24 protein-coding genes are annotated in these 26,571 nt (G+C 36.9%); 10 read left to right on the forward strand and 14 right to left on the reverse strand.

The window, feature by feature from the left end:
- Position 1 precedes the first annotated feature (1 nt).
- Positions 2-676, reverse strand: a complete 675-nt coding sequence (locus IGK70_RS10865) for a GTP pyrophosphokinase (protein WP_002356484.1) — start codon at positions 674-676, stop codon at positions 2-4.
- A 196-nt stretch (positions 677-872) separates the two neighbouring features.
- On the opposite strand from IGK70_RS10865, the gene IGK70_RS10870 reads away from it, so the two are divergent.
- Together IGK70_RS10870 and IGK70_RS10875 are read left to right on the forward strand one after the other, a co-directional pair.
- Positions 873-1,451, forward strand: coding sequence for a CYTH domain-containing protein (locus tag IGK70_RS10870; RefSeq protein WP_002395485.1), 579 nt, complete (start codon positions 873-875; stop codon positions 1,449-1,451).
- A gap of 63 nt (positions 1,452-1,514) precedes the next feature.
- Positions 1,515-2,174, forward strand: a complete 660-nt coding sequence (locus IGK70_RS10875) for a ClpXP adapter SpxH family protein (protein ID WP_002356482.1) — start codon at positions 1,515-1,517, stop codon at positions 2,172-2,174.
- A gap of 91 nt (positions 2,175-2,265) precedes the next feature.
- Here IGK70_RS10875 and pepF read toward each other — a convergent pair whose 3' ends face one another.
- From pepF to spxA, 4 genes are all read right to left on the reverse strand, one after another.
- Entirely contained in the window at positions 2,266-4,077 is a 1,812-nt protein-coding gene (gene pepF / locus IGK70_RS10880) for an oligoendopeptidase F (protein WP_002356480.1), read from the reverse strand.
- A 47-nt stretch (positions 4,078-4,124) separates the two neighbouring features.
- Positions 4,125-5,303 (reverse strand): competence protein CoiA, encoded by a 1,179-nt coding sequence (locus IGK70_RS10885; protein WP_104855756.1) that lies wholly within the window; start codon positions 5,301-5,303, stop codon positions 4,125-4,127.
- Between the two features lie 88 nt (positions 5,304-5,391).
- Complete coding sequence (locus IGK70_RS10890) at positions 5,392-6,054, reverse strand: adaptor protein MecA (protein WP_002356478.1); 663 nt, start codon at positions 6,052-6,054, stop codon at positions 5,392-5,394.
- Positions 6,055-6,396: 342 nt separating this feature from the next.
- Positions 6,397-6,795 (reverse strand): transcriptional regulator SpxA, encoded by a 399-nt coding sequence (spxA, locus tag IGK70_RS10895; protein WP_002356477.1) that lies wholly within the window; start codon positions 6,793-6,795, stop codon positions 6,397-6,399.
- Positions 6,796-7,154: 359 nt separating this feature from the next.
- Between spxA and trpS the strand changes: the two genes are divergently transcribed.
- Entirely contained in the window at positions 7,155-8,165 is a 1,011-nt protein-coding gene (trpS, locus tag IGK70_RS10900) for a tryptophan--tRNA ligase (protein ID WP_104855757.1), read from the forward strand.
- Positions 8,166-8,208: 43 nt separating this feature from the next.
- Here trpS and IGK70_RS10905 read toward each other — a convergent pair whose 3' ends face one another.
- Positions 8,209-9,924, reverse strand: coding sequence for an ABC transporter ATP-binding protein (locus tag IGK70_RS10905; RefSeq protein ID WP_002394119.1), 1,716 nt, complete (start codon positions 9,922-9,924; stop codon positions 8,209-8,211).
- 327 nt (positions 9,925-10,251) lie between these two features.
- Between IGK70_RS10905 and IGK70_RS10910 the strand changes: the two genes are divergently transcribed.
- Complete coding sequence (locus IGK70_RS10910; protein ID WP_002356474.1) at positions 10,252-10,965, forward strand: HAD family hydrolase; 714 nt, start codon at positions 10,252-10,254, stop codon at positions 10,963-10,965.
- Positions 10,966-11,016: 51 nt separating this feature from the next.
- Here the strand turns inward: IGK70_RS10910 and IGK70_RS10915 are convergent, their stop codons facing one another.
- Genes IGK70_RS10915 through IGK70_RS10930 form a run of 4 tightly spaced genes read right to left on the reverse strand, consistent with a single transcriptional unit; the run spans position 11,017 to position 19,322 of the window.
- On the reverse strand, positions 11,017-14,214 hold the full coding sequence (locus tag IGK70_RS10915) for a DEAD/DEAH box helicase (RefSeq protein WP_104855758.1): 3,198 nt from the start codon (positions 14,212-14,214) through the stop codon (positions 11,017-11,019).
- A 19-nt stretch (positions 14,215-14,233) separates the two neighbouring features.
- Positions 14,234-17,371: an SbcC/MukB-like Walker B domain-containing protein gene (locus IGK70_RS10920; RefSeq protein ID WP_104855759.1), complete on the reverse strand. Its 3,138-nt coding sequence runs from the start codon at positions 17,369-17,371 to the stop codon at positions 14,234-14,236.
- A gap of 4 nt (positions 17,372-17,375) precedes the next feature.
- Positions 17,376-18,644: an exonuclease SbcCD subunit D gene (locus tag IGK70_RS10925; RefSeq protein WP_173961587.1), complete on the reverse strand. Its 1,269-nt coding sequence runs from the start codon at positions 18,642-18,644 to the stop codon at positions 17,376-17,378.
- Between the two features lie 51 nt (positions 18,645-18,695).
- Positions 18,696-19,322, reverse strand: coding sequence for a lysophospholipid acyltransferase family protein (locus tag IGK70_RS10930; RefSeq protein ID WP_002356461.1), 627 nt, complete (start codon positions 19,320-19,322; stop codon positions 18,696-18,698).
- Between the two features lie 188 nt (positions 19,323-19,510).
- On the opposite strand from IGK70_RS10930, the gene IGK70_RS10935 reads away from it, so the two are divergent.
- Both IGK70_RS10935 and IGK70_RS10940 read left to right on the forward strand, forming a co-directional pair.
- Positions 19,511-20,245: a tRNA1(Val) (adenine(37)-N6)-methyltransferase gene (locus tag IGK70_RS10935; protein ID WP_002356457.1), complete on the forward strand. Its 735-nt coding sequence runs from the start codon at positions 19,511-19,513 to the stop codon at positions 20,243-20,245.
- The gene (locus IGK70_RS10940; RefSeq protein WP_002356455.1) at positions 20,235-20,501 is read left to right on the forward strand and encodes a GIY-YIG nuclease family protein; all 267 of its coding nucleotides are present in this window, start codon (positions 20,235-20,237) and stop codon (positions 20,499-20,501) included. The genes IGK70_RS10935 and IGK70_RS10940 overlap by 11 nt, the downstream gene beginning before the upstream one ends.
- Before the next feature lie 67 nt (positions 20,502-20,568).
- Here IGK70_RS10940 and IGK70_RS10945 read toward each other — a convergent pair whose 3' ends face one another.
- Genes IGK70_RS10945 through IGK70_RS10955 form a run of 3 tightly spaced genes read right to left on the reverse strand, consistent with a single transcriptional unit; the run spans position 20,569 to position 22,157 of the window.
- Entirely contained in the window at positions 20,569-21,264 is a 696-nt protein-coding gene (locus tag IGK70_RS10945) for a 5'-methylthioadenosine/adenosylhomocysteine nucleosidase (protein ID WP_002356454.1), read from the reverse strand.
- Positions 21,265-21,279: 15 nt separating this feature from the next.
- Positions 21,280-21,576, reverse strand: coding sequence for a cell wall synthase accessory phosphoprotein MacP (macP, locus tag IGK70_RS10950; RefSeq protein ID WP_078131053.1), 297 nt, complete (start codon positions 21,574-21,576; stop codon positions 21,280-21,282).
- On the reverse strand, positions 21,573-22,157 hold the full coding sequence (locus tag IGK70_RS10955) for an NUDIX domain-containing protein (protein WP_162783027.1): 585 nt from the start codon (positions 22,155-22,157) through the stop codon (positions 21,573-21,575). Before IGK70_RS10955 ends, macP begins: the two co-directional genes overlap by 4 nt.
- A gap of 402 nt (positions 22,158-22,559) precedes the next feature.
- On the opposite strand from IGK70_RS10955, the gene IGK70_RS10960 reads away from it, so the two are divergent.
- The 4 genes from IGK70_RS10960 to IGK70_RS10975 all read left to right on the forward strand — a co-directional run bounded on the left by IGK70_RS10960 (position 22,560) and on the right by IGK70_RS10975 (position 25,972).
- Positions 22,560-23,240 carry a 5-bromo-4-chloroindolyl phosphate hydrolysis family protein gene (locus tag IGK70_RS10960; protein WP_002356448.1) on the forward strand — a complete coding sequence of 227 codons (681 nt, stop codon included), beginning with the start codon at positions 22,560-22,562 and terminating at the stop codon, positions 23,238-23,240.
- 19 nt (positions 23,241-23,259) lie between these two features.
- Positions 23,260-24,447 (forward strand): toxic anion resistance protein, encoded by a 1,188-nt coding sequence (locus tag IGK70_RS10965; protein ID WP_002356447.1) that lies wholly within the window; start codon positions 23,260-23,262, stop codon positions 24,445-24,447.
- A gap of 144 nt (positions 24,448-24,591) precedes the next feature.
- Complete coding sequence (locus IGK70_RS10970; RefSeq protein ID WP_002384084.1) at positions 24,592-25,431, forward strand: NUDIX domain-containing protein; 840 nt, start codon at positions 24,592-24,594, stop codon at positions 25,429-25,431.
- Positions 25,432-25,447: 16 nt separating this feature from the next.
- Positions 25,448-25,972, forward strand: a complete 525-nt coding sequence (locus IGK70_RS10975; protein WP_002381427.1) for a GNAT family N-acetyltransferase — start codon at positions 25,448-25,450, stop codon at positions 25,970-25,972.
- Between the two features lie 44 nt (positions 25,973-26,016).
- Here the strand turns inward: IGK70_RS10975 and IGK70_RS10980 are convergent, their stop codons facing one another.
- Positions 26,017-26,502: a hypothetical protein gene (locus IGK70_RS10980; protein WP_002356444.1), complete on the reverse strand. Its 486-nt coding sequence runs from the start codon at positions 26,500-26,502 to the stop codon at positions 26,017-26,019.
- Positions 26,503-26,571 lie beyond the last annotated feature (69 nt).

Raw genomic sequence — 26,571 nt, forward strand, 5'->3', positions numbered from 1 at the left:
TTTACTGATTTTCTGGTGTTTCGTTTTTAATTTGCTTATAGTATTCGTTTTCTAGCAAGCCACGGCCATGAGAGAAGTAATGTTGTGCTTCTTGAATTTCTTCACGAATAGATGACATTTCTTCATCTAATAAATAGGCTGCCTCTGCCGCTCGCTGAAGGCGTTCTTTCATTTCTTCAGGAAAGACACCTTGATATTTATAATTTAAAGAATGTTCAATCGTTGCCCAAAAATTCATGGAGAGTGTCCGAATTTGGATTTCGGCCAAAATAATCTTTTCCCCGGTGACTAATTGCACAGGATATTCCACCACCACATGGTACGAACGATAGCCACTTTCTTTTTTATTTTCAATGTAGTCCCGTTCTTCCACAATTTTTAAGTCTTTACGATTTCTTAAAAGTGCGACTACCTGATAAATGTCTTCCACAAATTGGCACATAATCCGCAAACCAGCAATGTCTTGCATTTCTTCTTCAATCCGATTTAAAGGAATATGCCGAATTGCCGTCTTCGTCAAAATACTATCTACTGGTTTCACACGTCCTGTAACGAATTCAATTGGTATGTGTTTATCTTGCTCCCGAAATTGTTTACGAATACCTCGTAGTTTTACTTTTAATTCGCTGACCGCCTGTTCATATGGCGCTAAAAACAGCTCCCACTCTCGTTCCATGGTAGATCCCTCAATTTCCTTGAATTTCATTCACTGATTATTTTACCACAGTCCTCCCTAAAATAGGGTGTTATTCGCTATTTGATTTCCAAACGCCTTTCATTAGAAAAATTTTTCACAGAGAAGACCACTTTTCTTGACGGAAACCTATATAATATGTGAAAATTGGAGTGATTTAAGAAAGAGAGAGAACCCCATGAGTGAGCACTTAGAAATTGAATTTAAAACATTAGTTAGTCCGCAAGATTTCAAACGATTAATCGACCATTTTTCTATTCAAAAAACGGACTTTTTTACGCAAACAAATCATTATTTTGATACGGACGATTTTCAATTAAAAGCACAACGAATGGGCTTAAGAATTCGCGTATTAGCAGATCGTGGTGAGTTAACCTTAAAAGTTCCTGCGCCAGAAGGATTATTAGAAATCAATGACCCTTTATCGCTTGAGACGGCGAACCACTTTATCAAGAGGAATCACCTCCCTACTGAGGGGGCTGTGGCGAAGAAATTACAAGAATTAGGTATTGAAATCGCCTCGATCCATTTGATTGGTTCATTAAAAACAGCACGTGCAGAAAAACAAATTCCTCAAGGACTACTTGCGTTAGACGAAAGTTGGTATAACCAACAGCACGATTTTGAATTAGAGTTAGAAGTTACTGAAGCTGAAAGCGGCAAGCAAGCGTTTCAAACATTAATGGCTGATTTGAACATTCCCATTACGCTTGCACCTAACAAGATTCAACGCATGATGCGGACCACTGCCCCTTAGTATTCGAAGCACTGACGTTCTGGCACCTGTATTTGAAAAAGCATGGCATTGGAGGAAGTATGAATGGTTGAAATTTATTTGTTCGTCAATCCTTTAGGCGGCGTCTGTTTAGAAATTGAAAAAGAAATTATACAATTGTCTGTTAACGACAAGAAGAAAATACAATTGCGCTTTATTCCTTTATTAAACATGAAAACGATCAATGAATTTTTGAGTCGTCAACATATTCCGATTAATGACATTAAACGACGGAATCGAATTTTTGAAGATTTATACTCAGCCGCTCTTGACTATAAAGCAGCACAGTTACAAGGCCGAAAAAAAGGCCGACAATTGTTGATTGGCTTACAAAAAGCAGTAGCTGAAGACGGTCTAGCTTACTCTCCTGAGTTATCAGAAGAACTACTTCTAGCAGCCGGCGGGGATATTGATATGTATCGTAAAGACCGACAATCCGATTTTGTCAAAGAATCTTTCCAAACCGACCAAAAAGTTGCTCGAGAAATGGGGATTAAACAACATCCTACCGCAGTCGTTTACAACTATACTTGCGAGAATGATTTCGGCATTTTAGTCGAAAATTTTGAAAACATGGATGAAATTAAACAACTATGTCGTGTCCATCCACATAACGAACCGTTGCTGGACCAAGGTGACGCAACCTTTGAATTTAAACGTCGCTCCAATTATCATTTTCCAAATGGACATTTACATTTATTATAAAAAAGATGCTGCGACAAAAGCTGTTAACCAATTATCTTAAGAGTTAAAAAGTGGGATATAAGTCATTTGGACTTATATCCCACTTCTTTGTCTATAATTTTTCAACCAAAGCTTCTAATTCCGTTAAACGTTCTTCAAAAACTTTCATTGCATCTTCGATATACGCGGCTTGTGTCATATCCACGCCCGCTTTTTTCATCACTTCAATTGGGAAGTCACTACTTCCTGCTTTCAAGTAGTTAAGATAGTTCTCTAAAGCTCCCTCTTCTCCAGCTAAAATATGTTTAGACAATGCCGAAGCGGCTGAGAAGCCAGTTGCATATTGATAAACATAGTAATTATAATAAAAATGTGGAATTCTCGCCCATTCGTAACTAATTTCTTCATCTCTAACTACTTCTGGTCCATAATATTTAGCATTGAGCTCGCCATAATACTCACTCAAATATTCACTTGTTAATGGCGTGCCTTTAGCATCTTCCGTGTGAATAAAATGCTCAAATTCCGCAAATTGCGTTTGACGGAAAATGGTTCCCTTAAAGCCGTCTAAATAGTGATTTAAGACATACGCACGTACTTTAGGATCTGTCTCTGTTTGTAATAAATATTCTGTTAAAATATTTTCATTTGTGGTTGAAGCAATCTCAGCTAAGAAAATTGAATAGTCGCCATAAACATACGGCTGATTATTTCTTGTATAGTAACTATGAACACTATGGCCCATCTCATGGACTAATGTAAATAGTTGATCCAAACTATCATGCCAATTCATTAAAATGTATGGGGCTGTATCATAAGCTCCGGAAGAATATGCGCCGCTTCGTTTTCCTTGATTTTCAATCACATCAATCCAACGACTTGAAAAAGCTTCTTTAACAATAGATAAATAGTCTTCACCTAGTGGTTTTAAAGCCTCAATTGCTTTTTCTTTTGCTTCTTCATAGCTGTAACGAATTGGTGCTTCACCTAGCAAAGGCGCATACAAGTCGTACATGTGTAATTCTTCTACGTTTAATAATTTTTTTCTTAATTTTACATAACGATGTAGCAAAGGTAAATGTTTATTTACTACAGCTACTAATGTTTCGTGAACACTTTCAGGGATATGATTACTTGCTAAAGAGGCTGCCCGAGCAGAATCATAATTTCTAATTTTTGCTTTATAATTATGCGTTTTAACATGTGCACCTAAAGTTGAGGCTAATGTATTTCTAAATTGTTTGTACACTTTGTACAACCCTTTAAATGCTGCTTCACGAACAGATGGATCGACACTCTCCATTAATTGACCATAAACGCCATGAGAAAGTTGAATCGTTTCGCCTTCAGCATTTTGCACAGTTGGAAATTCTAAATCTGCATTATTTAAAATTGAAAATGTATTACTTGAGGCACCAAAAATTTCACTAGCCCCCGCCAGTAAAGCTTCTTGTTCCATCGATAAAACATGGGGACGTTCATCTAAAATATTTTGAATATAGTGACGATAAACAGCTAATTTCGGCTGCTCTTCAAAATATCCCCAGATTTGTTCATCACTTAATGTTAAAACCTCTGGGTCAAACCAAGAAACAGCTTCACTAACTTGTGCATATAAAGAACTAGCTCTGGCATATAAAGCTTGGTAAGCTGTATTTGTAGTGTCTTGATCATTTTTTAAATGAGAATAGACATATAATGTTTCCACTTTTCGATAGACATCTAAAACGTATTCTAACGCAGCTAGAAAAGCTTCTGCGCCATTCCCTAAGGTACCTTTAAATGACTCTGCTTGATTTAGCTCCTCTGTCAACTGATTATACGCAACATCAAAAGCAGCATCATCTTTAAAAATTTTGGTTAAATCCCAAGTCAATGGAGTTGGAACTTCATCACGTGTTGGTAATTGTTTAATTTCGCTCATAGTTTACTCTCCTTTAAGAAACGTTTTACTCATTATACTATCATAATTTAACACGTGTGACTAAAAAAATGTTGTTTTTTCACTTTTTTTAGCCAATGAATGAGCTTTTCAGGATCTTCTCTTAGGAAAATACTAGTTATTAGGTACTTATTGTTTACTTTAATTAACACATAACATTCTTGTAACCAGCTCAATAAGCTATTCCCCACGATTTTAAAAAGCTTTTTTAAGCCAATATTCGGTAGCGGTTGCCAAACAAAGTTCCCTTCTTTAAAAAAAACAGCTTCCAAGATACGCCATAGTTCCTGTTTGGTCACTAAACGCCCTTCTTTGGTTTTTAGTGCTTCCCAAACAAGCATTTTTAAATGAATATCTTCTTCAGAAGAAGGTAATAGCTTCAATCCAGGATAGTAAAACCAAGGAGGTAACTGGAGAAGGTGACAACCTTTCGTATATAAAAAGCTCTGTGTCCTAAGCAACTGAGCATTTCTGTAACCAAGTTGTTGAGTCAATTTTTGATAATAATCATGCATCAATTGGCCAGTGTGCCGTCTATCTGGCAGTAAATTTAAATTAGCGGTCGGGAGTCGGAAGATTTCTAGTAATTTTTTTTCGTAAAAATCCCATGATTGTTTTCTTCTATAAAATTGTTGACATTGACTCTCTTCAATATGACAAAGTAACTCTATTCGTTCTTGTTTCTTATTGGCCGACCATAAATAAAATCCCAAGGACTCCGAAAAATAAAGGAATTGTTTCGTTAATTGCGTGAGTTTGTCTTTAGGCACTAATCGTTCACCTAAAATCCAAACAACTTGATAGCCATGAGTTTGATAAGTCTCCGTCCGTTCCACCAAACGTTTAATTGGCAATGGACTACATTGAATTTCAATGGCTATCTTCCCAATGAGTAAATCTGGGCGTTGCTTCAAGGCGGGTAAGTATGCCTCAACTTGAAAAGACAGCTTTTCACGTAAACACTTTTCCGCAAAAAGCTGCTTCAAGCGGAGGTGTTCTTCTGTTTCAGCTTCTGCTTCGTACCAACAACTATTCTTTTTACGATGAGCAAAATGGGGTATTTTAATGGGGCCTGCCTTCAAAATGACCGATTGATGACACATTGGACACACAAAAGCTTGTTCGCTTCGTATCTGTGTTAATTCATCAATCGAGCAATCGATTAAAGAAAATAATTCTTGGTTGTCTGCCGTTAAAGCTGTTAACATGATTTTCACCTCTCATAAATAAACTACGCAAAGTTTCTTAATTTTCATCAAAAAAAAAGCAAAAACTCGAAAGTTTTTGCTTTTTTGCTTAATCATTAAAGTAATAACGTGTTAATTCCAATGCACTGCGTTCCATAATACAAGTGCCATATTCGACTAAAGTATCCTGAGTGACAGTTGTTTTATGAGCAAATTCTAAAATCTGTGCAATTTCATTGTCAACATTTGTTTTTTCTAATTCATCGGTTAAGAACAAAACTTGTAAGTAATAACGATCGTTGTACGTGTATAAGTTAGTCAAAACAGATTGCATGAAGACTTCTTTGGATAATTGGATCATCGCTTCAAAATTATCTAATTCAAAGATTACATTTCTGTTTGTTTCATCTGTGGCTTCCATCTCATCAAGTTCATCGGCGGCTGCTTTGTCTGCTTCAATTTGTTTGCGAATTAATTCGCTAACATCTGCATTGACTTCGCTCAGACCTTCTAAGGAAGACAAGTCGTCCATAGCGACATTTTTACTAATAAACAGTTCTAAACCATCATTTTTAGGCAAGACTTGGAAAGTGACTGCTTCACTACCTTGGAATTCATCTTCGACATCAACTTCTTCTAAAATACTATAAAAGAAATTTTCAACATCTTTGTGGTTTCCTAGTAAGTCAAGAAAAGTAATCCCTCTATCCGCCAGGTCTTCGTTGCCAATTAACACACGAATCGTATTTTCATTAATATGTTCCATTTCCATAGCGCTACACCTCTCTTTGCTTCAATCAGGAAACTTCTTACGTTCATTGTAGCGAAAACTACACAAAAGTAAAGTGGAAAGTCTATAAATCCTCGAAAACTAGCGAACGTTTTATAAACTTTGAACTTTTTTAACGATTGGTTTTTCGCTCCTTCTACCTTTTCATCTTAACGCAGTCTCTCCAAAAAAGATACTATTTTTCCTTGACCACGTTCTGCCAAATCAAATGAATACAAGTTCTAAATATGTATTAAAAAGCCAGAGATAAAAATCCCTGGCCCTAAATTCATATGAATCATTCTTTATTACAATTAACAAATAAAGAACAAAATTTTATATTTTTTATAAACCTGCCATTAATTGTGCTTGGCGCAATTCCAGTTGTCGAACATCTCTTGGTAAGAATCGGCGAATTTCATCTTCGTTAAAACCGACTTGTAATCTTTTCTCATCAATCATAATTGGCCGACGCAACAATCCAGGGTTTTCTTGAACCAACTCTAATAAATCTTGAAGTGGAAGCTCGTCCAAATCCATATTTAATTTTTGGAAAACTTTAGAGCGAGTAGAGATAATCTCTTCTGTTCCATCTTCTGTCATGATTAAAATTGCTTTTAATTCCTCAATATTTAAAGGTTCAGAAAAAATATTTCTTTCTTTAAAAGGAATTTCGTGCTCTTGCAACCAGGCTCTAGCCTTACGACATGACGTGCAACTTGGGGAAGTATAAAGTGTCAACATTGTGCATCACTCCTTTTCGCGAATCATCGCGTTTCTGAAACAGGGAACTGTACTGTTCCTCTATTTAAAACCAGTATACCTAATTTCTAATAAAAATACTAGGGGTTTTTAAACATTTTTTATTAACTTTGTTTATTTTTCCTTCATTACATCCGTGTAAAATTAGGGTTAATTTTTATGAAATTTTATGGATATTCGTTATGATTCTGTAAAAAAGTAATACAGTTTTCTATTTTTATGGTTGCTGTTATAATTTACTTCTCTTGGTGATTTTTCAAGAAGTTCCCATGTATTTTTTTCTAATAAAATGTATAATAGAACTATTCACTATCTTAAGTCTAAAGTCAGGTGGTTATTTAATGAAAACAATTTTTTCTGGTATTCAGCCCAGTGGTACTCCGACAATCGGAAATTACATTGGTGCAATGAAACAATTTATCGAATTACAAAATGAATACAATTGTTATTTTTGTATTGTGGATGAACATGCCATTACCGTTCCCCAAGAACCGCAAAAGCTACGCCAGCAAATTCGTAGTTTAGCAGCTCTTTACCTAGCGGTTGGTTTAGACCCACAAAAAGCAACAATTTTCATACAGTCTGAAGTGAGTGCCCATGCAGAAGCTGGTTGGATCATTCAGTGCAATACTTCTATTGGTGAGTTAGAGCGAATGACACAATTTAAAGATAAATCGCAAAAAAATGGTCGTGCTGGCGTAAGCGCTGGTCTTTTAACATACCCTCCATTAATGGTTGGTGATATCGTGTTGTACAACGCTGACTTAGTGCCAGTCGGAGATGATCAAAAACAACACTTAGAATTAACACGTGATTTTGTGGAACGCTTCAACAAACGTTACGCTCAAAAAAATCAAGAAATTTTAACGATGCCTGAAGTAAAAATCGCTGAGCAAGGTAGTCGAATTATGAGCTTACAAGAACCAACGAAAAAGATGAGTAAGTCTGATACAAATGTGAAGGGCTTTATTTCAATGCTTGATGAGCCAGCAGTGATTCGCAAAAAAATCCGCTCTGCTGTAACTGATTCAACTGGTGTAATTGAATATAATAAAGAAGAAAAGCCTGGCATTACTAACTTACTAAATATTTATTCTGCTGCGACAGGTCAAACTGTTGAGGAACTTGTTCAAGCTTACGAAGGCAAAGGCTATGGAGACTTCAAAGCAGATTTAGCAGAAGCAGTAGTTGCCTTATTAGAACCTATTCAAGTGCGCTACCAAGAGCTTCTAGCTTCAGAAGAATTAGATATGATTTTAGATGAGGGTGCAGAAAACGCTCGCCAGGTAGCCAACAAAACACTTCAACGAATGAAAAATGCTGTTGGTTTGGGAAGAAAAGTTTGGCGCTAACTAAACATAATAAAAACCCGCGAAGTTTTATTCGCGGGTTTTTTTATGTTCTAAATTGAGCATCGTACAGCCGACGATAGTGGCCTCTTTGCGCGTACAAAGTTTCATGTGTTCCATCTTCTAAAATTCCTTGGTCACTAACTACGATTATTCGATCAGCATGTTTAATCGTTGCCAGTCTGTGGGCAATAATTAATGTTGTTCGCCCGTCAGCTAACGAGTTTAATGACTCTTGAATCACTTGCTCTGTTTCTGTATCTAATGCAGAAGTCGCTTCATCTAGAATTAAAATTGGCGGGTTCTTCAAGAACATTCGCGCAATTGCCACTCGCTGCTTTTGACCGCCCGATAATTTCACGCCACGTTCGCCAATAATTGTGTCCAAGCCATCTGGCATTAGCTGAATTACATGTTCTAAATGTGCTAATTTCACCGCTTGTTGAATGTCTATTTCTGTAGCATTTAAATTCCCATAAGCAATATTTTCTCGTAATGTTCCAGGGAATAAAAACACATCTTGTTGAACAATTCCAATCTGCTTACGTAATGAAGCCAAGGTCATTTGCTGGATATTTCTACCGTCAATCGTAATTTCACCACTACTGACTTCATAAAAACGAGGCAACAGATTGCACAAGGTCGTTTTTCCTGAACCACTTTGGCCAACGAAAGCAACGGTTTCACCAGGTTGAATTTTTAAATTGATATGGTCTAAAACTTTTGTGCCATCTTCATAAGCAAATGAAACATCTTTATAGGCAATCGTTCCTTCTAAATGCGAAACAGCAACAGCTCCTGGCAAATCTTTGATGGACGGTTGTTTGTCCATTTCTTCCGTAAAACGTTTAAAACCAGCAAATCCTTTGGGATAACTTTCAATCATATTGTTGACTTTTTCAATCGGCCGAATAAAAATATTGGCTAATAAAATAAACCCTACAAACTGGCCTTCTGTAATTTCTCCTTTAATTGTATAATACGCACCAAAAATTAATGAAAATAAATTTATCAGACGAATTAATAAGTAATTATAGGCGGAACTGACACCCATCACCTTATAAAAATATAATTTCGATTTTCGATACATTTGATTTAAATAATTAAACTGTTTTCGTTCAAATGGTTCATTTGCAAAAGATTGCGTGACACGTATCCCACTTACTGACGCTTCAATCCCAGCATTAAATTCACCTAAATTATCGTAAATATCCGTATTCGCTTTTGTCATTTTTTTATTAAAATAGCCTAGCGCAATCGTGATAAATGGCAATAAAATAAACGTAGCGATGGCTAATTTCACGTGAATGGTTAACATTAATAAAAAAGAACCTGCTAACGTCATAATCGTAATAAAGACGTCTTCTGGACCATGATGCGCCACTTCCGAAATTTCAAAAAGATCAGTGGTCAAACGGCTCATTAATTTCCCTGTTTTTTGATTATCATAATACTCAAACGGTTGTGTTTGAAGATGTTGATATAATTCTTCACGCATATCTGTTTCAATATTCACGCCTAACATATGACCAAAATAAACCACAATAAATTGTAAAAACGTATTGATTATATAAAATGCAAATAAGCCCGCACTAGCTAATGCAATGAGGCGAAAATCTCCTTTTGGCATAATCTTATCAATTACTTGATTGACTGCTACTGGAAAAGCCAACTCTAACAGCCCCGCAAAAACGGCACACCCAAAATCCAAAATAAATAATCGACGATAAGGCCGATAATACCCAAAAAAACGCTTTAACATAACTCCCTAACTCTCCCCCTTCATTCTCATTCATTATACGGAAAAAGACTGTCTCTTGCAAAATTCTAACTTCTATCAGAACACGTGTTATTTAAGTAACTTTGACTCAAAATCATTTTCACAAACTTTTCATTATCAGAATATTTTTTCATTTATCGTTTCCATTTTTTCGGTAAAAATAACTATAATTGTCTTTTCCCGCAAGGCTTTGATTTCTGTACAAAACCTTGAAATACAGTGAAAAATACTCTATTTATTTGTGAAAATATCGGCTACAATATAACATATGAAAAGTTTTGTAAAAAAGTTAAGAGGTGCACTTGTTAAATGAGAACCATTGTTTTTGATGTTGATGACACGCTGTACGATCAGCAACAACCCTTTCGAAATGCGATGACTAAAATTTTCCCGAACGTTGCGACAGAGGATATGCATGAATTGTATCTTCGTTTTAGACACCACAGCGATGAAACGTTTCCGAAAGTTTTAGCCAATGAATGGTCCCTAGATTTCATGCGGTTTTTCCGGATGAATGAAACATTAAAGGATCTAAACTATCCAGGAATTTCACAAGAAGAAGGAAAAATTTTCCAACAAGTTTATGAAGAAGAATTGGATAATATTACGATGCATCCAGAAGTTACTAAGCTTCTTGATACTTTACAAGAGAAAGAAATTCCGATGGGGATTATTACAAATGGTCCAACAGACCATCAATTTAAAAAAGTTAAACAATTGAATCTTGAAAAATGGGTTCCAAGCCAAAATATCATTATTTCTCAAAGTACGGGTTTCCAAAAACCTGAAAAGGAAATTTTTGATTTAGCCTGTAATCAATTTTGTATGGAACCTGAACATACTTTATATGTTGGTGATAGTTATGACAATGATATTGTAGGCGCACGTAATGGTGGCTGGCATTCTCTTTGGTTTAACCACCGCTCTCGTGAACTACCAAGTTGCCAACCTGCATCACACCTTGCAGAAGTCACTTGTTTCACTGAACTTTGTCCGACTGTGGAGAAATTATTTAATCTTTAAAAATAAAAAAGCCTAACTACGCTTCAAATTTGAAATGTAGTTAGGTTTTTTCTATTCTCCAATGCTTAAAATTGTGCGAATATCTTCTTCCGTCATTTTCGCTAATTGCTCTTCATTTCCTTGAATCACTTTTTGGAACAGCTCGCGTTTCTCTTGCTGTAAGGAATTCATTTTTTCTTCAACCGTTCCTTCTGCAATCATCCGCCACACTTCAACAACTTTTTTTTGTCCCATGCGGTGTGCCCGACCAGCCGCTTGTTCTTCGACTGCGGGATTCCACCATAAATCGTATAAAATAACTGTATCTGCACCAGTTAAATTTAGTCCGGTTCCCCCTGCTTTCAATGAAATTAAGAAGACATCTTTTTCTCCTTCATTGAAGGCATTCGCCATCGTTAACCGATCTTGAGGCTTCGTACTTCCTCGTAAATAAAACGTCTCTAAGCCTAATTCATTCAATTCTTTTTCTAAGATAGAAAGCATGCTTGTGAACTGAGAAAATAATAGGACACGACGATTGTTTTCTTTGGCAGCCACTAAAAAGTCTTTGACTTGTTCCACTTTGCCAGAACCTCCCGTGTAATCCTCAATAAACAAACGCGGATCGCAACAGATTTGTCGTAAACGGGTCAAGCCTGCTAAAATACTCATGCGATTTTTCTTGAAGGTCGCCTGATCCATTTGACTAACATCTGCTTGCATTTGTTTTAGATAGGCCAAATAAACCGTTTTTTGTTCTTCTGTTAAGACACTGTACATATTATTTTCAATTTTTTCTGGTAAGTCTGCAAGCACCGTTTTCTTGTCTCGTCGTAAAATGAATGGTTGAATCATTTTGGCAATTTCTTCCGGCTTAATTTCTCGAAAGGCTTTTTTGCCTGGGAACAATCCCGGTAAGATCATTTGGAAAATTGACCACAATTCATCTAAATTATTTTCAATTGGTGTGCCACTTAATGCAAAACGTTGTGGTACTTTTAAACTTTTTAAGGCTTGCGCCGTTTTAGTCCCACTATTTTTAACCATTTGGGCCTCATCTAGAATCAAATAGCCGACACGCATTTCCTGATAAAGCTGAACATCTTGTCGCATACTTGCATAAGAAGTAATCAGAATATCTTCGGTGCTATTTTGTAAAAGCGCTGCTCGTTCTTGGCGGTTGCCAGAAACCACTTGAACATTTAAGGTTGGCGCAAAACGTTTGACTTCGGCTAACCAGTTATAGGTTAAACTTGCAGGAGCGACAATCAAAGCTGTCCCTTTCAAGCGCTCTTCTTCTTTTTCCGAAAGTAAATAGGTAATGGTTTGCAGTGTCTTCCCTAAACCCATTTCATCAGCTAAAATACCGCCAAATTGATAATGGCTAAGCATTTTCAGCCATTTATAACCTGTTTCTTGGTAATGGCGTAACGTTGCTTGTAAGGTTTTGGGGACTTGCGCTTCAAAGTTTTCTGGATGCGTTAAATCCGTGACCATTTTTTTAAAGGAATCTGAAAAATGTGCCCGCTCGTTGTCTTCTAATAAACTTTCGATCATGAGGCCTTGGTTTTTGGGCACATGAATGACATTGTCTTCTTGATGCATATTTTTTCGCAGCTTCGTTAAAATTGCACTTGTATGGAAAAATTCCTCTGAGTCAAAAGCAAGAATTTCACCACTTTTTAACGTATAAAAAGCATCATTACGTAGCAGACTAGTCAATACTGCATCGATTTCGGTTTCATCAATGCCAGTGACATCAAACCGAATATCTAACCAAGAATCCCCTTCCGCAACTTCAATCGTTGGTTGATGATGCTGGGCATCTAAATACAATTCCCGTAATTTCCGTCCCATCCGAACTTCTCCTAATTGACGGAAAGCTGGAACCTCGGCTTTAAAGAAATAATACAAGGACTCTCCAGCAGGTAAGACTTTTTCAAAGCCTGTGGTTGTTTGCTGATAGGCAAACTGTTGAAATTGTTGCTTAATTGCTGTTTCTTTTGCTTTATCTCGAACGATTTCTTGATTGACTTCAGGTAATTGAGCATATTTCGGGTTTGTCGAGAAAATGACTTCTCCATAGTGATAGTCAATCCGAGCGTTAATCCGACCTTTAATTTTCTTAAAAATAAAGACTGCTTTTAAAGGATGGTGGACGACTAATTCTTCAACTGATTCTTCAACAGACACTCGACCAATTTTTTCCAATAATGGTAACACTTCACTAAATAAATCAGAAACTGTTTCTTTTTCATAAATAATTGTCGGCTCTTCCAAGCGTTTCATTAATTGAAGTAACGTGGTGTAGATGGCTTCCTGCTCTTCTGTTAGTAAATAAACCGTTTGATCCGCAATCGCCCAGTGATAGTGGGCTAGAAACGTTGTAATAGGATTCTGAATAGTTAATTTGAAGCTTTGTTCCTCGGTTTTTTGTACTGTAAACGTAAGTGGCAAACTGGTTTCTTTGAACGTTAGATAGCGATACTTATGAGTTTGATTGGTCAATATAAACTGACCCGTTCGATTCATTTTTTCAACTAACGATTGACTGCGATCAATTGGTAATAATAGATAACGTTTGTCGATTTTCCCTTTAACTTGAATACCGTTTGCACCTAATAATTGGCTGGTATGATAAATTGCCGCAAGTTCTGTTAAAATTTCTTGAATCTCCATTGAAAAAGAATCATGTAGCAAAGTAAATTGGTGTTGTTTATTCACCATAAAAGTCATTTCTTTTTCATATGCTTGTAAAAAATCACCAATATTTTTCACAATATATGTTTTAGGTTTGGTGCCTTCCAAACCAATTTTTAAAGAAAGACCAATCGTTGATAATTCTGGATAGTAATTATTCGTTTCAATCACATCTAAATGAAATTCTAAACGTAAAGGCTGCAAGGGAACTTCGGCAGAAGCTTTGCTTAATTTGGCAAAGCCTTTGGTAAACATTTCAGCTGTTGATCGATTTGTTTTCTCAAAACTGACTGTTTGATTCGCTTGAATAATTCTTGACACGCCTCGTTGTTTCAGTGCCAGTTCAACTGCCACTGTATGCTTGCAATAGCCATGTTCCATCCAATATTGACATTCACAAACATCTTGTTCTTTGGCGGTACCATCCAATTCAACAAGATAAAGTTCTTCCCCTAAAACCTCAGACAACCAGATCCTTTTTTCTGGATTTTGAACGATAGATAAGACCCGGCCTTCTTGCATATATTCGCGCCCTTGTTCAACGATTCGCTCTGGAATACTCCATTTCATCGACTCACCTCCTCTTCTACTAAGCTAGCTGATAGTGAACGGTACTTTGACCATTTCCATTGCTTTTTATTTGTAATTGTTGTGGAATTCGTGCTTTTAATTCGCCAATATGACTAATAATCCCAATCATGCGGCCTTCATTTTCAATCGTTTCTAACGCCTCCATTGCCATTTCCAATGCTTCTTCATCTAAGGAACCAAAGCCTTCATCAATAAACAACGCATCAATTAAGACTCCGCCTGCTTGTTCTTGAATCACTTCTGCTAAAGAAAGTGCCAAAGCTAACGCTGCTATAAAACTTTCCCCGCCTGATAACGTGTGAGCGCTGCGCACCGTCCCTGAATTGTCATCATAAATATTGATTTCTAGCCCCGTTTGATTCCGATAACTGCCTGCTTCGTGATTCAATTCAAATTGATAACGACTATTGGTCAGGCGGTCTAAACGCTGATTAGCGACTGTCAGCACTCTTTCTAAATACGTTTGTAACATATACCGTTCAAAACTAATTTTTTTAGAATTATTGCCATTCACCGTATCTGCCAACTGTTGTAGTGCAGCAACTTCCTCAAACTTGTCTTCAATTGTTGTTCTTTGCGCATTAATTTCTTGAACCAACTGTTGGTTGTTCAGCATTTTTTCATGCAGTTGATAGTATTTTTTTTCTTGTTCTTCAATTTGTTGTGTTATTTGTTCAATTTCTGTGGTGATTAAAGATAATTCTGGGAACGTATCACTAGATAATTTTTTCTCAATTTCAGCGAGTTGGATAGTCAGTTGGGTTTGCTCTTGTTCAAATAAAGAAATTTGTTCTTGCTGACTTTCTAGTGTCGGTACCTCTTTCAACCACTCCGTCAATTGGTCCTCTGTCACTCCTTGTTCCGTTAAAACTGCCTTTAACTGACTCTCAAGTTGCGTGACTGTTTGTTGAAGTGTTTGTTGTTCTTTCTCCAAATGCGTCAACGTACTTTCAAGGATCATTTCTTCTTTCTTCAAGGTTTCTCCTTGTGTCGTCACGTTTTCTTTTTGACGTTCAAATGCAGAGAGTTCTTCTTGAAGCAAAGCTTGTTGTTTGGTCATTTCTTCATATGTGACGGTTGCATCCAATAATTGGCTAGCAATCATTTGCTGCTGGATAGTGATTCTTTCCAGACTTTGTTGCATTGTTTCTACTTGTTGTCGGAGCACTTCAAAGCGTTGGGAATTTTCAGCTACTTGTTCTTCTAGTTCCGCTAGATGGTCCTTTTCGACTGAAATTTCCGTTAGTTTTTGTGCTATTCGTTGTTTTTCTTTAGCTAATTGCGACTCAACTTCCGCAATTTCTGCAGGTGTTACTTGTGAAAAAGTTAGTCCTGTTAACGGCAACTGCAAGTCAGCAAACTGCGCTGCTAATTGTTCTTGTTCCTCAGTATACGCAGCTTCCTGTTCTTGTAATTGGCTTTCTTTCTGTTGCTTTTCCGCCCCTAATGCAGAGAGCGTTTCAGTAAATCGTTGAACCGTTTTTTCAACTTCCGTTAATTCCCGTTCCGCTTGATCAATCTCTTCTAAGGAAACTTCTTGATGAGTTTGTTGCTTTGGATGTTCTAAAGAGCCACAAACTGGGCAAGGTTCCCCCTCTTCAAGTAACAAGCTTAATCGTTGGATTTGTAAAGAGGCCCATTGACTTTTCTTTGTCTGCAACTTCGCTTCTTCGGCGCTTTTTTGTTGCTGTTCAACAGCAAACCGTTGTGTCAACTCGTGCAATTCCACTTGGTTTTGACTAATTTTTTGCCAAGCTTTTTGATTTTTTTGCCAACGTTCTACAAAATTTTGCCAATGATCTGCTACACTAGAACATTCAAAATTTGCTTTTTCAAGTGTTCCTTCTTGTTCAATAAATTGTTTGGCTGTCGCCACTTTATCCGCTAATGTTATTTTTTCCTGTTGGCAAGATTCATACTCTTTTTGAATGGCTTGATAATTGGCTTGTTCTGCTATTTGTTGTTGGGCTAACTGTTCATATTCTTGGTATTGTGGTAATTGACGTTGAATCGTTTGAAGACGTTCTTGTTTTTCAGCAATCAATGGTTGTTGTTCTTCCAACTCACTCATGATTGCTTGCCAATCTGTCAATGCTTGTTGCGTTTCCATAAGAGCTTGTTGTTTGGACTTTGTTTCTTGCTCTTTTTGTTGTTTTTCGCTTCGTTTTTCAAAGACTTTTTCAGCTAAAGATTGCTGTTTTTGGCTCCATTTTAATTGCTGAATCTGTTCCTTTAGCCGCTCAATGACGGTTTCCTGTTCAGCTTGTTTTGCTTTCTTTTCCAGTAATTCTTCTTTTTGCTGTTGCAAGTTTTGCCGTTCTTCAATGGCATAACGAACTTGCTCTTTTGCTTGTTTGGCTTGTTTTAAGGTTGCAATTTGTTCTCTTTCAACTAATAGTTGTTGCTGAGCCTCTTGTTGTTGGCTTTCTAATAATTGAAGTTTTTCAAAAAGTGTCATTGTCGGTTCAGGTTCTTCTGACCAATGCAACTGTTCTGTTTTCAGTTCAATTTTTTGCTGGGTTTCTTGAATCTCTTGATTGGCAATTTTTAAGCGTTCTTTTAAATTTTCGCTGAACAACTGATACAATTCTGTTCCGAATAAATTACGCAAAACCTTTTCTTTTTCATCACTTTTAGCAATTAAAAAAGTCCGAAATTCTCCTTGTGGTAACAATACAATTTGAGCAAATTGATTGGCATTCAAATGCAATAATTCTTGAATGAGTTCGTCCACTTCGCGTCTTTTAGAATAGGCTCGTAGTTCTTTCCCTTGAGCATCTTTGACAATTAAAGAAATTTTGGCACTTTGTTTACGGACTCCTGTGCCACGTTTTTTAAAAAGTTCTTGTTCGGGAAGGCGGTTCAGTTCATAGAGATACTCGTTATGTTTAAAAAGCAAAGTAACTTCAGTGGCTTCTGAGGGGTCAGCAAATGTGGAACGCATTTCTTTGCCTAAACGTAATTTCCCAGAACTTTCACCAAACAAAGCATAGCTCATTCCATCAAAAATCGTTGTTTTCCCAGACCCTGTTTTTCCACTAATTAGAAAAAGTGAAGAATCTTCAAACTTCGTAAAATCAATGGTTTCATTAATATACGGTCCGAAGTTTTTCAATGTTAAAGATAATGGTTTCATCCTGTTACTTCCCTCTTTCTAATTGATTAAGTGTACTCAGTTCTTCTTGGACCCATTGTGCTTGTTGTTCTGTCAAGGCCTCTCCTGTCACATCGTTAAAAAAGTCATGCAGATGTTCTTCTGGTGAACGTTGTTCTATTTGTACCACTTTTTTCTGATTTCCGTTGCTTGTTTCTCGACCATTCAAACGTTCCAACCCAATAATTTTGGGGTAAATTTTTCGCAATTGATTCATCATGTTGGGAATGATCGCTCGGTCGGTTAATTGGACATGTAAATAATTTTCCCGATTCACTTCTTGATAAAAAGCGGGATCCGTTAACTGCTGAAACGAGCCCGTCAATTGTTGAATGTCTCGCAATGGTTTCAAAGTACGGAATTTAAAATGAACTTCAGCTTCTGTTTCAACAAGCCAAACACCCTTTTCTTGTGTCATTTCTGATAAAGAAAATTTTACAGGCGAGCCACTGTATCGAGCATTAGGTGCCTGCAACGCATTTTTTCCATGTAAGTGGCCCAACGCGACATAATCAAAAGGCTCTAACAAAGCCGTCGGTACAACATCCAAACCACCCACTGTTAATTTTGTTTCAGAATCAGTTTTTTCACTGCCAGCGACAAAAAAATGACTAACTAACACCTGTTTTTTGTTGGGAAGAAAAGATTCCTGCATTTTCGCGACAACTTTTTCCATCGCCGCCTGAATCGTTCGAATCGTTTCATCTTCAAAATATAAGCGAGCCGCAATCGGTTCAAAATAAGGCAACAAATAAAATTGGGTATTGTCGATTTCAATTGGTTGAAAGGCTTGTTCTAAACGCGTATTCAAATGAAATTGCGTTTGGTTAAACCAAGGGCCTCCTGTTTCTAAACGAGTGCTGCTATCATGGTTTCCCGAAATAGCTAACACGGGTAAATGCTCTTTGAGATTCATTTGAATCATCATTTCATTAAAAATCTCGACTGCTTCAACCGCTGGAACAGAGCGATCATACAAATCTCCAGCGATCACAACAGCATCCACTTGCTCTTCTTTCGCAATTGCTAAGATTTGTTTAAAGGCTTCCTTTTGTTCTGCCAATAAATCAAAACCATGTAATTTTTTGCCAATATGCCAATCTGCTGTATGTAAAAATTTCATTTTTTCACCGCCTAAAAAAGTCCTTCTTATTATTATAACAAATTTCTGGTATTTTTTAAGAAAATCGGACAGAAGAATTAGATTTTTAACAAACTTTTTTCTTAACACAAGAAAAAAGACAGGGAGCATCATCTTTTGATGAGACTACCTGCCAGTAACATTCCTATTTTGTAGCGGTTTGTTTTATTCTTTTTCTGTTGATTCATATTTAAAAGTTGGATCAATTTCTTTATCTAACTGATCAAATGCTTCTTGCATCCGACGTTCCACTTCAGCTAAACCGTCTTTATCCATTTTTTTAATATCGCTAATATCGATTGGCTCCCCAAAACGAACCGTTACTTTTTTACGTTTAAACAACTCTTTTAAAGTTAACGGACCTTGATAAACAGATGGCACGATAGGTACTCGCCCCATTTTAGCAATCAAGGCTACCCCACCTTTTAATTCTGAGGAATGACGCGTGCCACTAGGGAACATAATCAAACTTAAATCAGAATTTTTTAAAATTTTGACAGGTGTTTTAATCGCGCTGGGACCGGGCTTCTCACGATCCACCGGAAACGCATTCGCATGTTTTAAAATGAAACGTAAAACAGGATTTTTAAACAACTCTTTTTTTGCCATAAAGCTAAACTTCTTAGGACTGCCAGCAACAGCTAAATACAGCGGTTCCCACCATGTTCGATGCGGCGCAACTAAGACATAGTTTTGGTCTTTTGGTAATTTTTCTTTATTTTCATAATGTGCATTTCCATTAATCACAAATAAAATGACGCGAACCACGCCACGCATAAATGTAAAAAACATAATTTTCTTCCTTTCTTCTCTCCGCTTTCTAGTATGCCGAAAGCTCTACCTTTTGACAAGCTTTTTTTACGTCTATCAATCAGAGAAATAACATGTCCCTACTAATCTAGGGAACAGATTTTGTCATACGGGTTTAAAAGTAGTATAATACATGAACAATCAGATGAAAAGTTGGAGGTTCTTAATCTATGTTATTATCCGGCGAACGGATTGATCAATTATATGCGGATGATATTCAAATTATTCAAAGCAAAGAAGTCTTTTCTTTTTCCATTGATGCAGTCTTATTGGCTAATTTTCCGCAACTACCAAAAAAAGGCAAGATTGTCGATTTGTGTGCTGGCAATGGCGCGGTCGGCCTCTTCGTTAGTCGGAAAACAGCTGCAAAGATCGACCAAATCGAATTACAACCTCGTTTGGCAGATATGGGTCAACGAAGTATTCTATTAAATAAATTGGAAAAACAAGTAACGATGTATGAACGTGATTTAAAACAAGCGACAGAAGTCATCAAAAAAGATTCTGTGGATTTAGTACTATGTAATCCCCCATACTTTAAAGAACGACCAACTAGCCAAAAAAATCCAAACCCGCACTTAGCGATTGCCCGTCATGAAATTCACACGTCTCTTCAAGAAGTGGTCACTGTGTCGGCGGATTTATTAAAAACAAATGGTCGCCTCGCAATGGTTCATCGTCCTGATCGTTTCCTGGATATTTTACATGCCATGGAAAACGCCAATATTGCGCCGAAAAAAGCTCGGTTTGTTTATCCGAAGCCAGGCAAAGAAGCCAATGTTTTACTAATTGAAGGCATTAAACAAGGCAAAAAAGACGGTTTTCGTGTGTTACCACCTCTTTTTACATACAATGAAAAGAACGAATACGAAGCAGAAATGAAGGCTATGCTGTATGGAGAATAAGAAATCCCATTATTTTTATGTTTTACTTTGCCAAGATGGTTCCTTTTACGGTGGCTATACAACTGAGCCAGAACGTCGATTAACCGAACATAATAGCGGAACTGGTGCAAAATATACTCGATTAGCCAAACGACGGCCAGTCAAAATGATTCATACAGAGAAATTTGAAACACGTAGCGCGGCCACCAAAGCCGAAGCCGCCTTTAAAAAATTAACGCGCAAACAAAAAGAACAGTATTTAAAAACCTTCCATTAAATGACAATAAATCAGAAAGAAACAGCCATCATTTCATTGATGAAATGATGGCTGTTTCTTTCTCTTTTTAAACTAAGTTTTCGACAAAATGAATAACCATTTCGGCTGATTTTTTCCCAGCTTCATCGATGAATTCGTCAAAGCTTTGAGTTGCTTCGCCATCTGCTGTATCACTCATTGCCCGTACAACTAAGAATGGAATATTGAACTGTGAAGCCGCTTGGCCAATTGCTGCGCCTTCCATTTCACAAGCTAAGGCTTCAGGAAACTCTTTCTTAATTTTGGCGATTTTCTCAGCGCTATCCACAAAAGTATCTCCAGTAACAATCAATCCTTTACGAATAGCTAGCCCAGTTTTTTCAGCAGCTTTCGCAATTTCCATCCGCAAGTATTCACTTGTTTCAAAATACAAAGGCACACCACCAGGCAATTGTCCATAGGCATAACCAAAACCAGTGACATCAACATCAAAGTAAGCTAATTTGTCTGCAATGACTAAATCGCCGACTTTTAGTCCTTCACCGATACCACCAGCAGAACCTGTATTAATCACCATATTTACGCCATATTGATGAATCAATAAAGTCGTGGTCACAGCTGAGGCCACTTTACCAATTCCTGAACGAACCACAATCACCTCATGTCTTCCTAACGAACCAGAAACAAATAAAGCGCCTGCTCGTTCCCATGACATCGTGTCTGTCAATTTTTCTTTTAGAATTTTGACCTCTTGATCCATTGCTCCAATAATTCCAATTTTCATAGTGATTCCTCTTTTCTATAAATTCAAAACGATATACGCCACAACGGCTAATAAAATCGCTACAATAATAATTGCCTTGTTTAACCAAGTACTCCGTTCTCGACGTTTCGAGTATTCTCCTACTCGTGACTTGTTGATCGGTTTTTGTTTTTTCTTTTCTTTACGATAAAACGTCGAAATTTCTTTTTCTTTTCGCTTATACGCTTTTTCCGCCAGCTTCTGTTCTTCCTGCTGACGACGTTCTACTTCTTTTTCTTCTGCTTCTCTGCGTTTGCGAAGTTCTGTCCGAGTGACTAACGGACCTTTGCTCATTGCGTGTCCTCCTTAAACTGTCTCTGCAGTAAATACAATTCCCAGTATTGTATAGCAAAAAGTGTTTTTGCATCACAAATCGTGCCCTTTGCCACTTCTGCTTTGGCTTCAGCTATTGTTAGCTCGTAAATTTCCAAGATTTCATCTTCATCTTGAGGACGCGGATTTTCGACTTTCTGCAAATCCGTTGCCAAATAGAGAGCCAATTTTTCATTAGCAAATCCTGGTGACAGATACATTGAATTTATGTAGGTAAGTTGACCTGCACGATACCCAGTTTCTTCTTCCAATTCCCGCATAGCCGTCTTTTCCAGTTGATTTTCTTCTCCAGGATCAATTTTTCCCGCCGGAATTTCTAAAATTACTTGTTCCAAGGGTTTTCTAAATTGTTTAACTAAGACGATTTTTCCTTCTGCGGTTAACGGAATCATAGCTACTGCGCCTGAATGAAAAACCAATTCGCGTTTAGCAGTGCCGCCTGTCGGTAAAGCCACGTCATCCAAAAAAACATCAATAATCTTTCCTTTAAAAATTTCTCGACGTTGAAGTGTTTTTTCTTCGAAGTCCTCATAATTTAACATATCTTTCACCAACCTTTCTTGTTTATCATACCCTAAAATGATAAAAATCGCACCCCTTCTTCTCTAGTTAAACCCTTTTCAAAGAAAAAAATTTATTGCTTTAGAAAAAAATTACATTTTCGAAAAAAAATAGACATAAAAAATTCACAACTTCCTTGTATTATTTAAGCATACCAACAAACAACCCTAACAAAACACTTTTTCATTTTTAACTCCTTTCCCGTCCTACCCCCAATTAGGACGGGTCTTTTTTTGCGTTTTATACTTTTTTTCTTATGATTTCACTAAATCATAAAATACATCTTCCGCTGTATGTCTTTTCTCTCACAGAGTATGCTAAAATAACTATTGTAACGAGAGCTGACTCTTTCGAGGATTAGATAGATAGGAGGAACTATATAAATGAACAAATTAAATACAAAATTACTGATTGGCTATATTCTTTTAGGAGCCTTAATCATTGCTGTCGCTAGAGAATATGGCTTCTTCGCTTTTGTGATTCTGGTAGGCTTTTTAGTATTCGTTCTCTATCGAAAAAAGAAAAATGCCGCCGACAAGAGCGATCAAATGCCTTACTTAACAAAAGATAAAGAAGCCCATTATCGTGAGTTGGGGTTATCTCCACAAGAAATTGATTTTTTCAGAAGTACAATGAGCACAGCCAAAAAACAAATCATACAATTACAAGAAAACATGAATCGTTCAACTAAATTACGGGCGATTGACTTACGTAATGATACAACGAAGGTTTCTAAAGCTCTGTTTAAAGAGTTAGTGAAAGAACCTAAAAAGTTACACTTAGCCAATCACTTTCTCTATACACATTTACCAAATATCGTTGACTTAACAAGTAAACATTTAGAAATCGAACAACATGAAGTAAAAAACAAACAAACGTATGAAAAATTAGAAGAAAGCGCACAAATCATTGACCAATTGTCAAAATTAGTTAAAAATGATTATGAGGAAATCGTTTCCGATGACTTAGACGATTTAGATGTCGAAATGTCGATCGCTAAAAGCAGCTTGTCGCAAAAAGCTGCAACTGAGGAATCACCTCAAGTAAACGAAGACCAGCAATAATCATTAGGGAGGAAAAAAAATGACTGAGCAACAACCCAAAGAAACAACATCTGTAACCAATACATTGGACGATTTATTAAGTAATCCATTTTCATCAATGGATGAACTAACACCAACGCAACAAAATGAACTATCTGAGTTAAAAGAACAGCAAGCAGCTCCTCGTTTAATTGATAAATTACCACAAGAACGTCAAGCCCAAGCAAAAGAGTTAGCTTCAAAAATTGACGTTCAAGATTCACAAGCAGTAATTACCTATGGTTCAAATGCCCAAATCAAACTTGGCGAATTTTCGCAAGCGATGTTAAACCACGTTCAAGCACAAGACATTGGTCCTGTTGGTGATTCACTGACCGATTTAATGTTTCGTTTAAATGAAGCCAATCCCAATGAATTACGTGCTGGCGAAGGCAACTTTATTCAAAAAATGTTAGGTAAAGTCAAACAATCCGTTTACGAAATTACCGCCAAATATCAAAAAATTGGTGCGCAAATTGACAAAATCGCTGTCAAATTAACCCATGAAAAAGATGGTCTTTTAAAAGATAATGCCATGTTAGATCAATTGTATCAAAAAAATAAAGATTATTTTGATGCCTTAAACATCTATATTGCCGCTGGGGAATTAAAAGCAGAAGAACTACGGACGCAAATTATCCCTGAAGCCATGAAAAAAGCGGAAGAATCTGGGGATCAAATGGATGTCCAAATTGTTAATGATTATAACCAATTCCTAGACCGTTTAGAAAAAAGAACCCATGATTTACGCTTGGCTCGTCAAATTACGATTCAACAAGCCCCACAAATTCGTTTAATCCAAAATACTAACCAAGCTTTGGCTGAGAAAATTCAATCATCGGTGAATACAGCGATTCCGTTATGGAAAAACCAAGTAGTCATCGCCTTGACCTTACTCCGTCAAAAAGATGCTGTGACTGCTCAACGTCAAGTCTCTGAAACCACCAATGACTTACTGAAGAAAAATTCAGAAATGCTAAAAATTTCTGCAATTGAAACAGCAAAAGAAAACGAACGTGGCCTAGTCGATATTGAAACATTACAAAAAACACAAAATGATTTAATTGAAACTATCCAAGAAACATTACGTATTCAACAAGAAGGAAAAGAAAAACGCCAAGCTGCCGAAATCGAACTTGGCCATATGGAAGAAGATTTGAAAAATAAATTATTAGAATTAACACAATAAACAACGTTTAGAACAAACTTCTTATAGTACAAGCCTGGGACAAAAATCCAAAGTGATTTTTGTCCCAGGCTTGCTTTTCTTTTTACGCTTGAATATTGTATTTCAGCCACTTAATGATACAATAAAAGAAAACCATGTTTCTTTTTGAAAGGAGGAGCAATTGTGCCACAATTTGCTTCTAAAGCCGAAGAAAAAAATTATTATGAACGCCAAGCTAGCTTAGCAGAGTTTCTAACTTGGTATCATCAACAAGAATTACCTGAATATGAAAAACCCTCTTTAACCGTTGATATGGTTCTTCTTTGTTACAACAAGGAAGCTGATCAATTAAAAGTCTTACTGATTCAACGTAAAGGTCACCCCTTTAGAAACTCATGGGCGCTTCCTGGCGGTTTTGTTAATCGTAACGAATCTACTGAAGATAGTGTTTTAAGAGAAACAAAAGAGGAAACTGGTGTGGTGATTTCTCAAGAAAATATTGAACAATTACACAGCTTTAGTCGCCCAGATCGTGATCCTCGTGGCTGGGTCGTGACAGTCAGCTATTTAGCCTTTATTGGTGAAGAACCTTTAATTGCTGGCGACGATGCCAAAGAAGTCCACTGGTTCAATCTTGAACGGCATGGTCAACATATCACGTTATCTCATGAAGATGTGGAAATTACTTTAGACTTGAAAACAGCGGCCTCTCTTGGTAAAGATACATTAGCCTTCGACCATAGTGAAATTATAATTAAGGCGTTTAATCGTGTTGTTGATAAAATGGAACATGAACCGCAAGTGCTTCAAGTCTTAGGAAAAGATTTCACCATTACGGAAGCCCGTAAAGTTTTTGCGAAGTTCCTCGGCGTTGATTATCGCAGCATTGACCATTCAAATTTTAAAAAAGCCATGACACAATATTTTGAAGAGTTAGGTGAACGTCCCGTTGGCATTGGCCGTCCTTCAAAAATTTACCAATTGAAAACAACAACAGGGTTCTAAGAGGAGGGAATATTTTTTGACTGTTTACTTAAGAAAAGCAGAACCTTCTGATTTGCCTGACATCCTTGCTATCATTGAAGATGGACGCCGCACCTTACAAAAAAGTGGCATTCCCCAATGGCAAAACGGCGATGGCCCGAATCAAGAAATTTTAGCAAAAGATATCGACCAGCAAACTTGCTATATTTTAATGGTTGATGATGCCTTGGCAGGCGTTGGTGTTTTATGTTCGGAGATTGATCCTGCTTATGAAGCGATTTTTAATGGTTCTTGGCAACCTCATTCTCAAGCTACGTATACGGCAATTCATCGTGTTGCTCTAAAAAGTTCCTTTCAAGGTCAAGGACTGGCCTTGGTGCTTTTGCGCTCACTGGTTACAGCCGCTCGTTTGCAAGGTGCTACTGATATTCGAATCGATACACATCCACAAAATCTCGCCATGCAGCACCTGATTAAAAAAGCTGGCTTTGTTTATCAAGGTGACGTGATTTTAGATGTTAACGATGGCGAACGTTATGCTTATCAGATGATATTGAAATAAAAAAGTTAGGGATAACTGCCAGATTGACAGCTATCCCTAACTTTTTACATCTTATGAACACTATGAGCGCTTTGAATGCCCTCACAGGCTTCTTTACAAGCTTGATTAATTAATAAATAAGAGGATTCTTTTTGGCGGATTCCTAATTGATATTTCAATTCATCTGTCACTTGGCAAGATTCACTTAATGCCTCTAACCAGAAAAATACTCCTTCTTTATACGTATCTAATCCTTCTAGCAAGATTTTCGTTGCTTCTTTATCATAATACGGCTCTAAATTTTTACGAAACATCATTTCTTCTGTAAAAAAACGATTCACATTATTTCGGCAAAACATATAAGTGTCACGGCCTCTCCGATGTGCAGCCTGATTACAACCGTATTCTTGAACTTCTTTAGAGATGGCTTTGAAAATTTCGTTGTATACTTCAATTCTTTGCATAATTGACAAAATGGTATCTGTATAACTAAACATAACTCCTTGCTCCCTTCCCCTTCTAAGTAACAAAAATTTGCTTGTTACTTTCATTATAAAGGGAATGTTGGGTTTATATCAAATGATACGCTGTTTCCTTGCTAAAATCCTTCGTTTTTTCCT

Source organism: Enterococcus sp. DIV0358 (assembly GCF_051713465.1).
Lineage (GTDB): Bacteria > Bacillota > Bacilli > Lactobacillales > Enterococcaceae > Enterococcus > Enterococcus faecalis.

Bases quoted from the DNA above. Each gene is read 5' to 3' on its own strand.
- pepF (WP_002356480.1), bottom strand. From the start codon at position 4,077: ATGAGCGAAATTAAACAATTACCAACACGTGATGAAGTTCCAACTCCA.
- IGK70_RS10940 (WP_002356455.1), top strand. From the start codon at position 20,235: ATGGAGAATAAGAAATCCCATTATTTTTATGTTTTACTTTGCCAAGAT.
- IGK70_RS10890 (WP_002356478.1), bottom strand. From the start codon at position 6,054: ATGGAAATGGAACATATTAATGAAAATACGATTCGTGTGTTAATTGGC.
- IGK70_RS10905 (WP_002394119.1), bottom strand. From the start codon at position 9,924: ATGTTAAAGCGTTTTTTTGGGTATTATCGGCCTTATCGTCGATTATTT.
- trpS (WP_104855757.1), top strand. From the start codon at position 7,155: ATGAAAACAATTTTTTCTGGTATTCAGCCCAGTGGTACTCCGACAATC.
- macP (WP_078131053.1), bottom strand. From the start codon at position 21,576: ATGAGCAAAGGTCCGTTAGTCACTCGGACAGAACTTCGCAAACGCAGA.
- IGK70_RS10980 (WP_002356444.1), bottom strand. From the start codon at position 26,502: ATGAAAGTAACAAGCAAATTTTTGTTACTTAGAAGGGGAAGGGAGCAA.
- IGK70_RS10920 (WP_104855759.1), bottom strand. From the start codon at position 17,371: ATGAAACCATTATCTTTAACATTGAAAAACTTCGGACCGTATATTAAT.
- IGK70_RS10930 (WP_002356461.1), bottom strand. From the start codon at position 19,322: ATGTTTTTTACATTTATGCGTGGCGTGGTTCGCGTCATTTTATTTGTG.
- IGK70_RS10965 (WP_002356447.1), top strand. From the start codon at position 23,260: ATGACTGAGCAACAACCCAAAGAAACAACATCTGTAACCAATACATTG.
- IGK70_RS10885 (WP_104855756.1), bottom strand. From the start codon at position 5,303: ATGTTAACAGCTTTAACGGCAGACAACCAAGAATTATTTTCTTTAATC.
- IGK70_RS10945 (WP_002356454.1), bottom strand. From the start codon at position 21,264: ATGAAAATTGGAATTATTGGAGCAATGGATCAAGAGGTCAAAATTCTA.
- IGK70_RS10955 (WP_162783027.1), bottom strand. From the start codon at position 22,157: ATGTTAAATTATGAGGACTTCGAAGAAAAAACACTTCAACGTCGAGAA.
- IGK70_RS10870 (WP_002395485.1), top strand. From the start codon at position 873: ATGAGTGAGCACTTAGAAATTGAATTTAAAACATTAGTTAGTCCGCAA.
- IGK70_RS10960 (WP_002356448.1), top strand. From the start codon at position 22,560: ATGAACAAATTAAATACAAAATTACTGATTGGCTATATTCTTTTAGGA.
- IGK70_RS10925 (WP_173961587.1), bottom strand. From the start codon at position 18,644: ATGATGCTCCCTGTCTTTTTTCTTGTGTTAAGAAAAAAGTTTGTTAAA.
- IGK70_RS10915 (WP_104855758.1), bottom strand. From the start codon at position 14,214: ATGAAATGGAGTATTCCAGAGCGAATCGTTGAACAAGGGCGCGAATAT.
- IGK70_RS10935 (WP_002356457.1), top strand. From the start codon at position 19,511: ATGTTATTATCCGGCGAACGGATTGATCAATTATATGCGGATGATATT.
- IGK70_RS10875 (WP_002356482.1), top strand. From the start codon at position 1,515: ATGGTTGAAATTTATTTGTTCGTCAATCCTTTAGGCGGCGTCTGTTTA.
- IGK70_RS10910 (WP_002356474.1), top strand. From the start codon at position 10,252: ATGAGAACCATTGTTTTTGATGTTGATGACACGCTGTACGATCAGCAA.
- IGK70_RS10865 (WP_002356484.1), bottom strand. From the start codon at position 676: ATGGAACGAGAGTGGGAGCTGTTTTTAGCGCCATATGAACAGGCGGTC.
- spxA (WP_002356477.1), bottom strand. From the start codon at position 6,795: ATGTTGACACTTTATACTTCCCCAAGTTGCACGTCATGTCGTAAGGCT.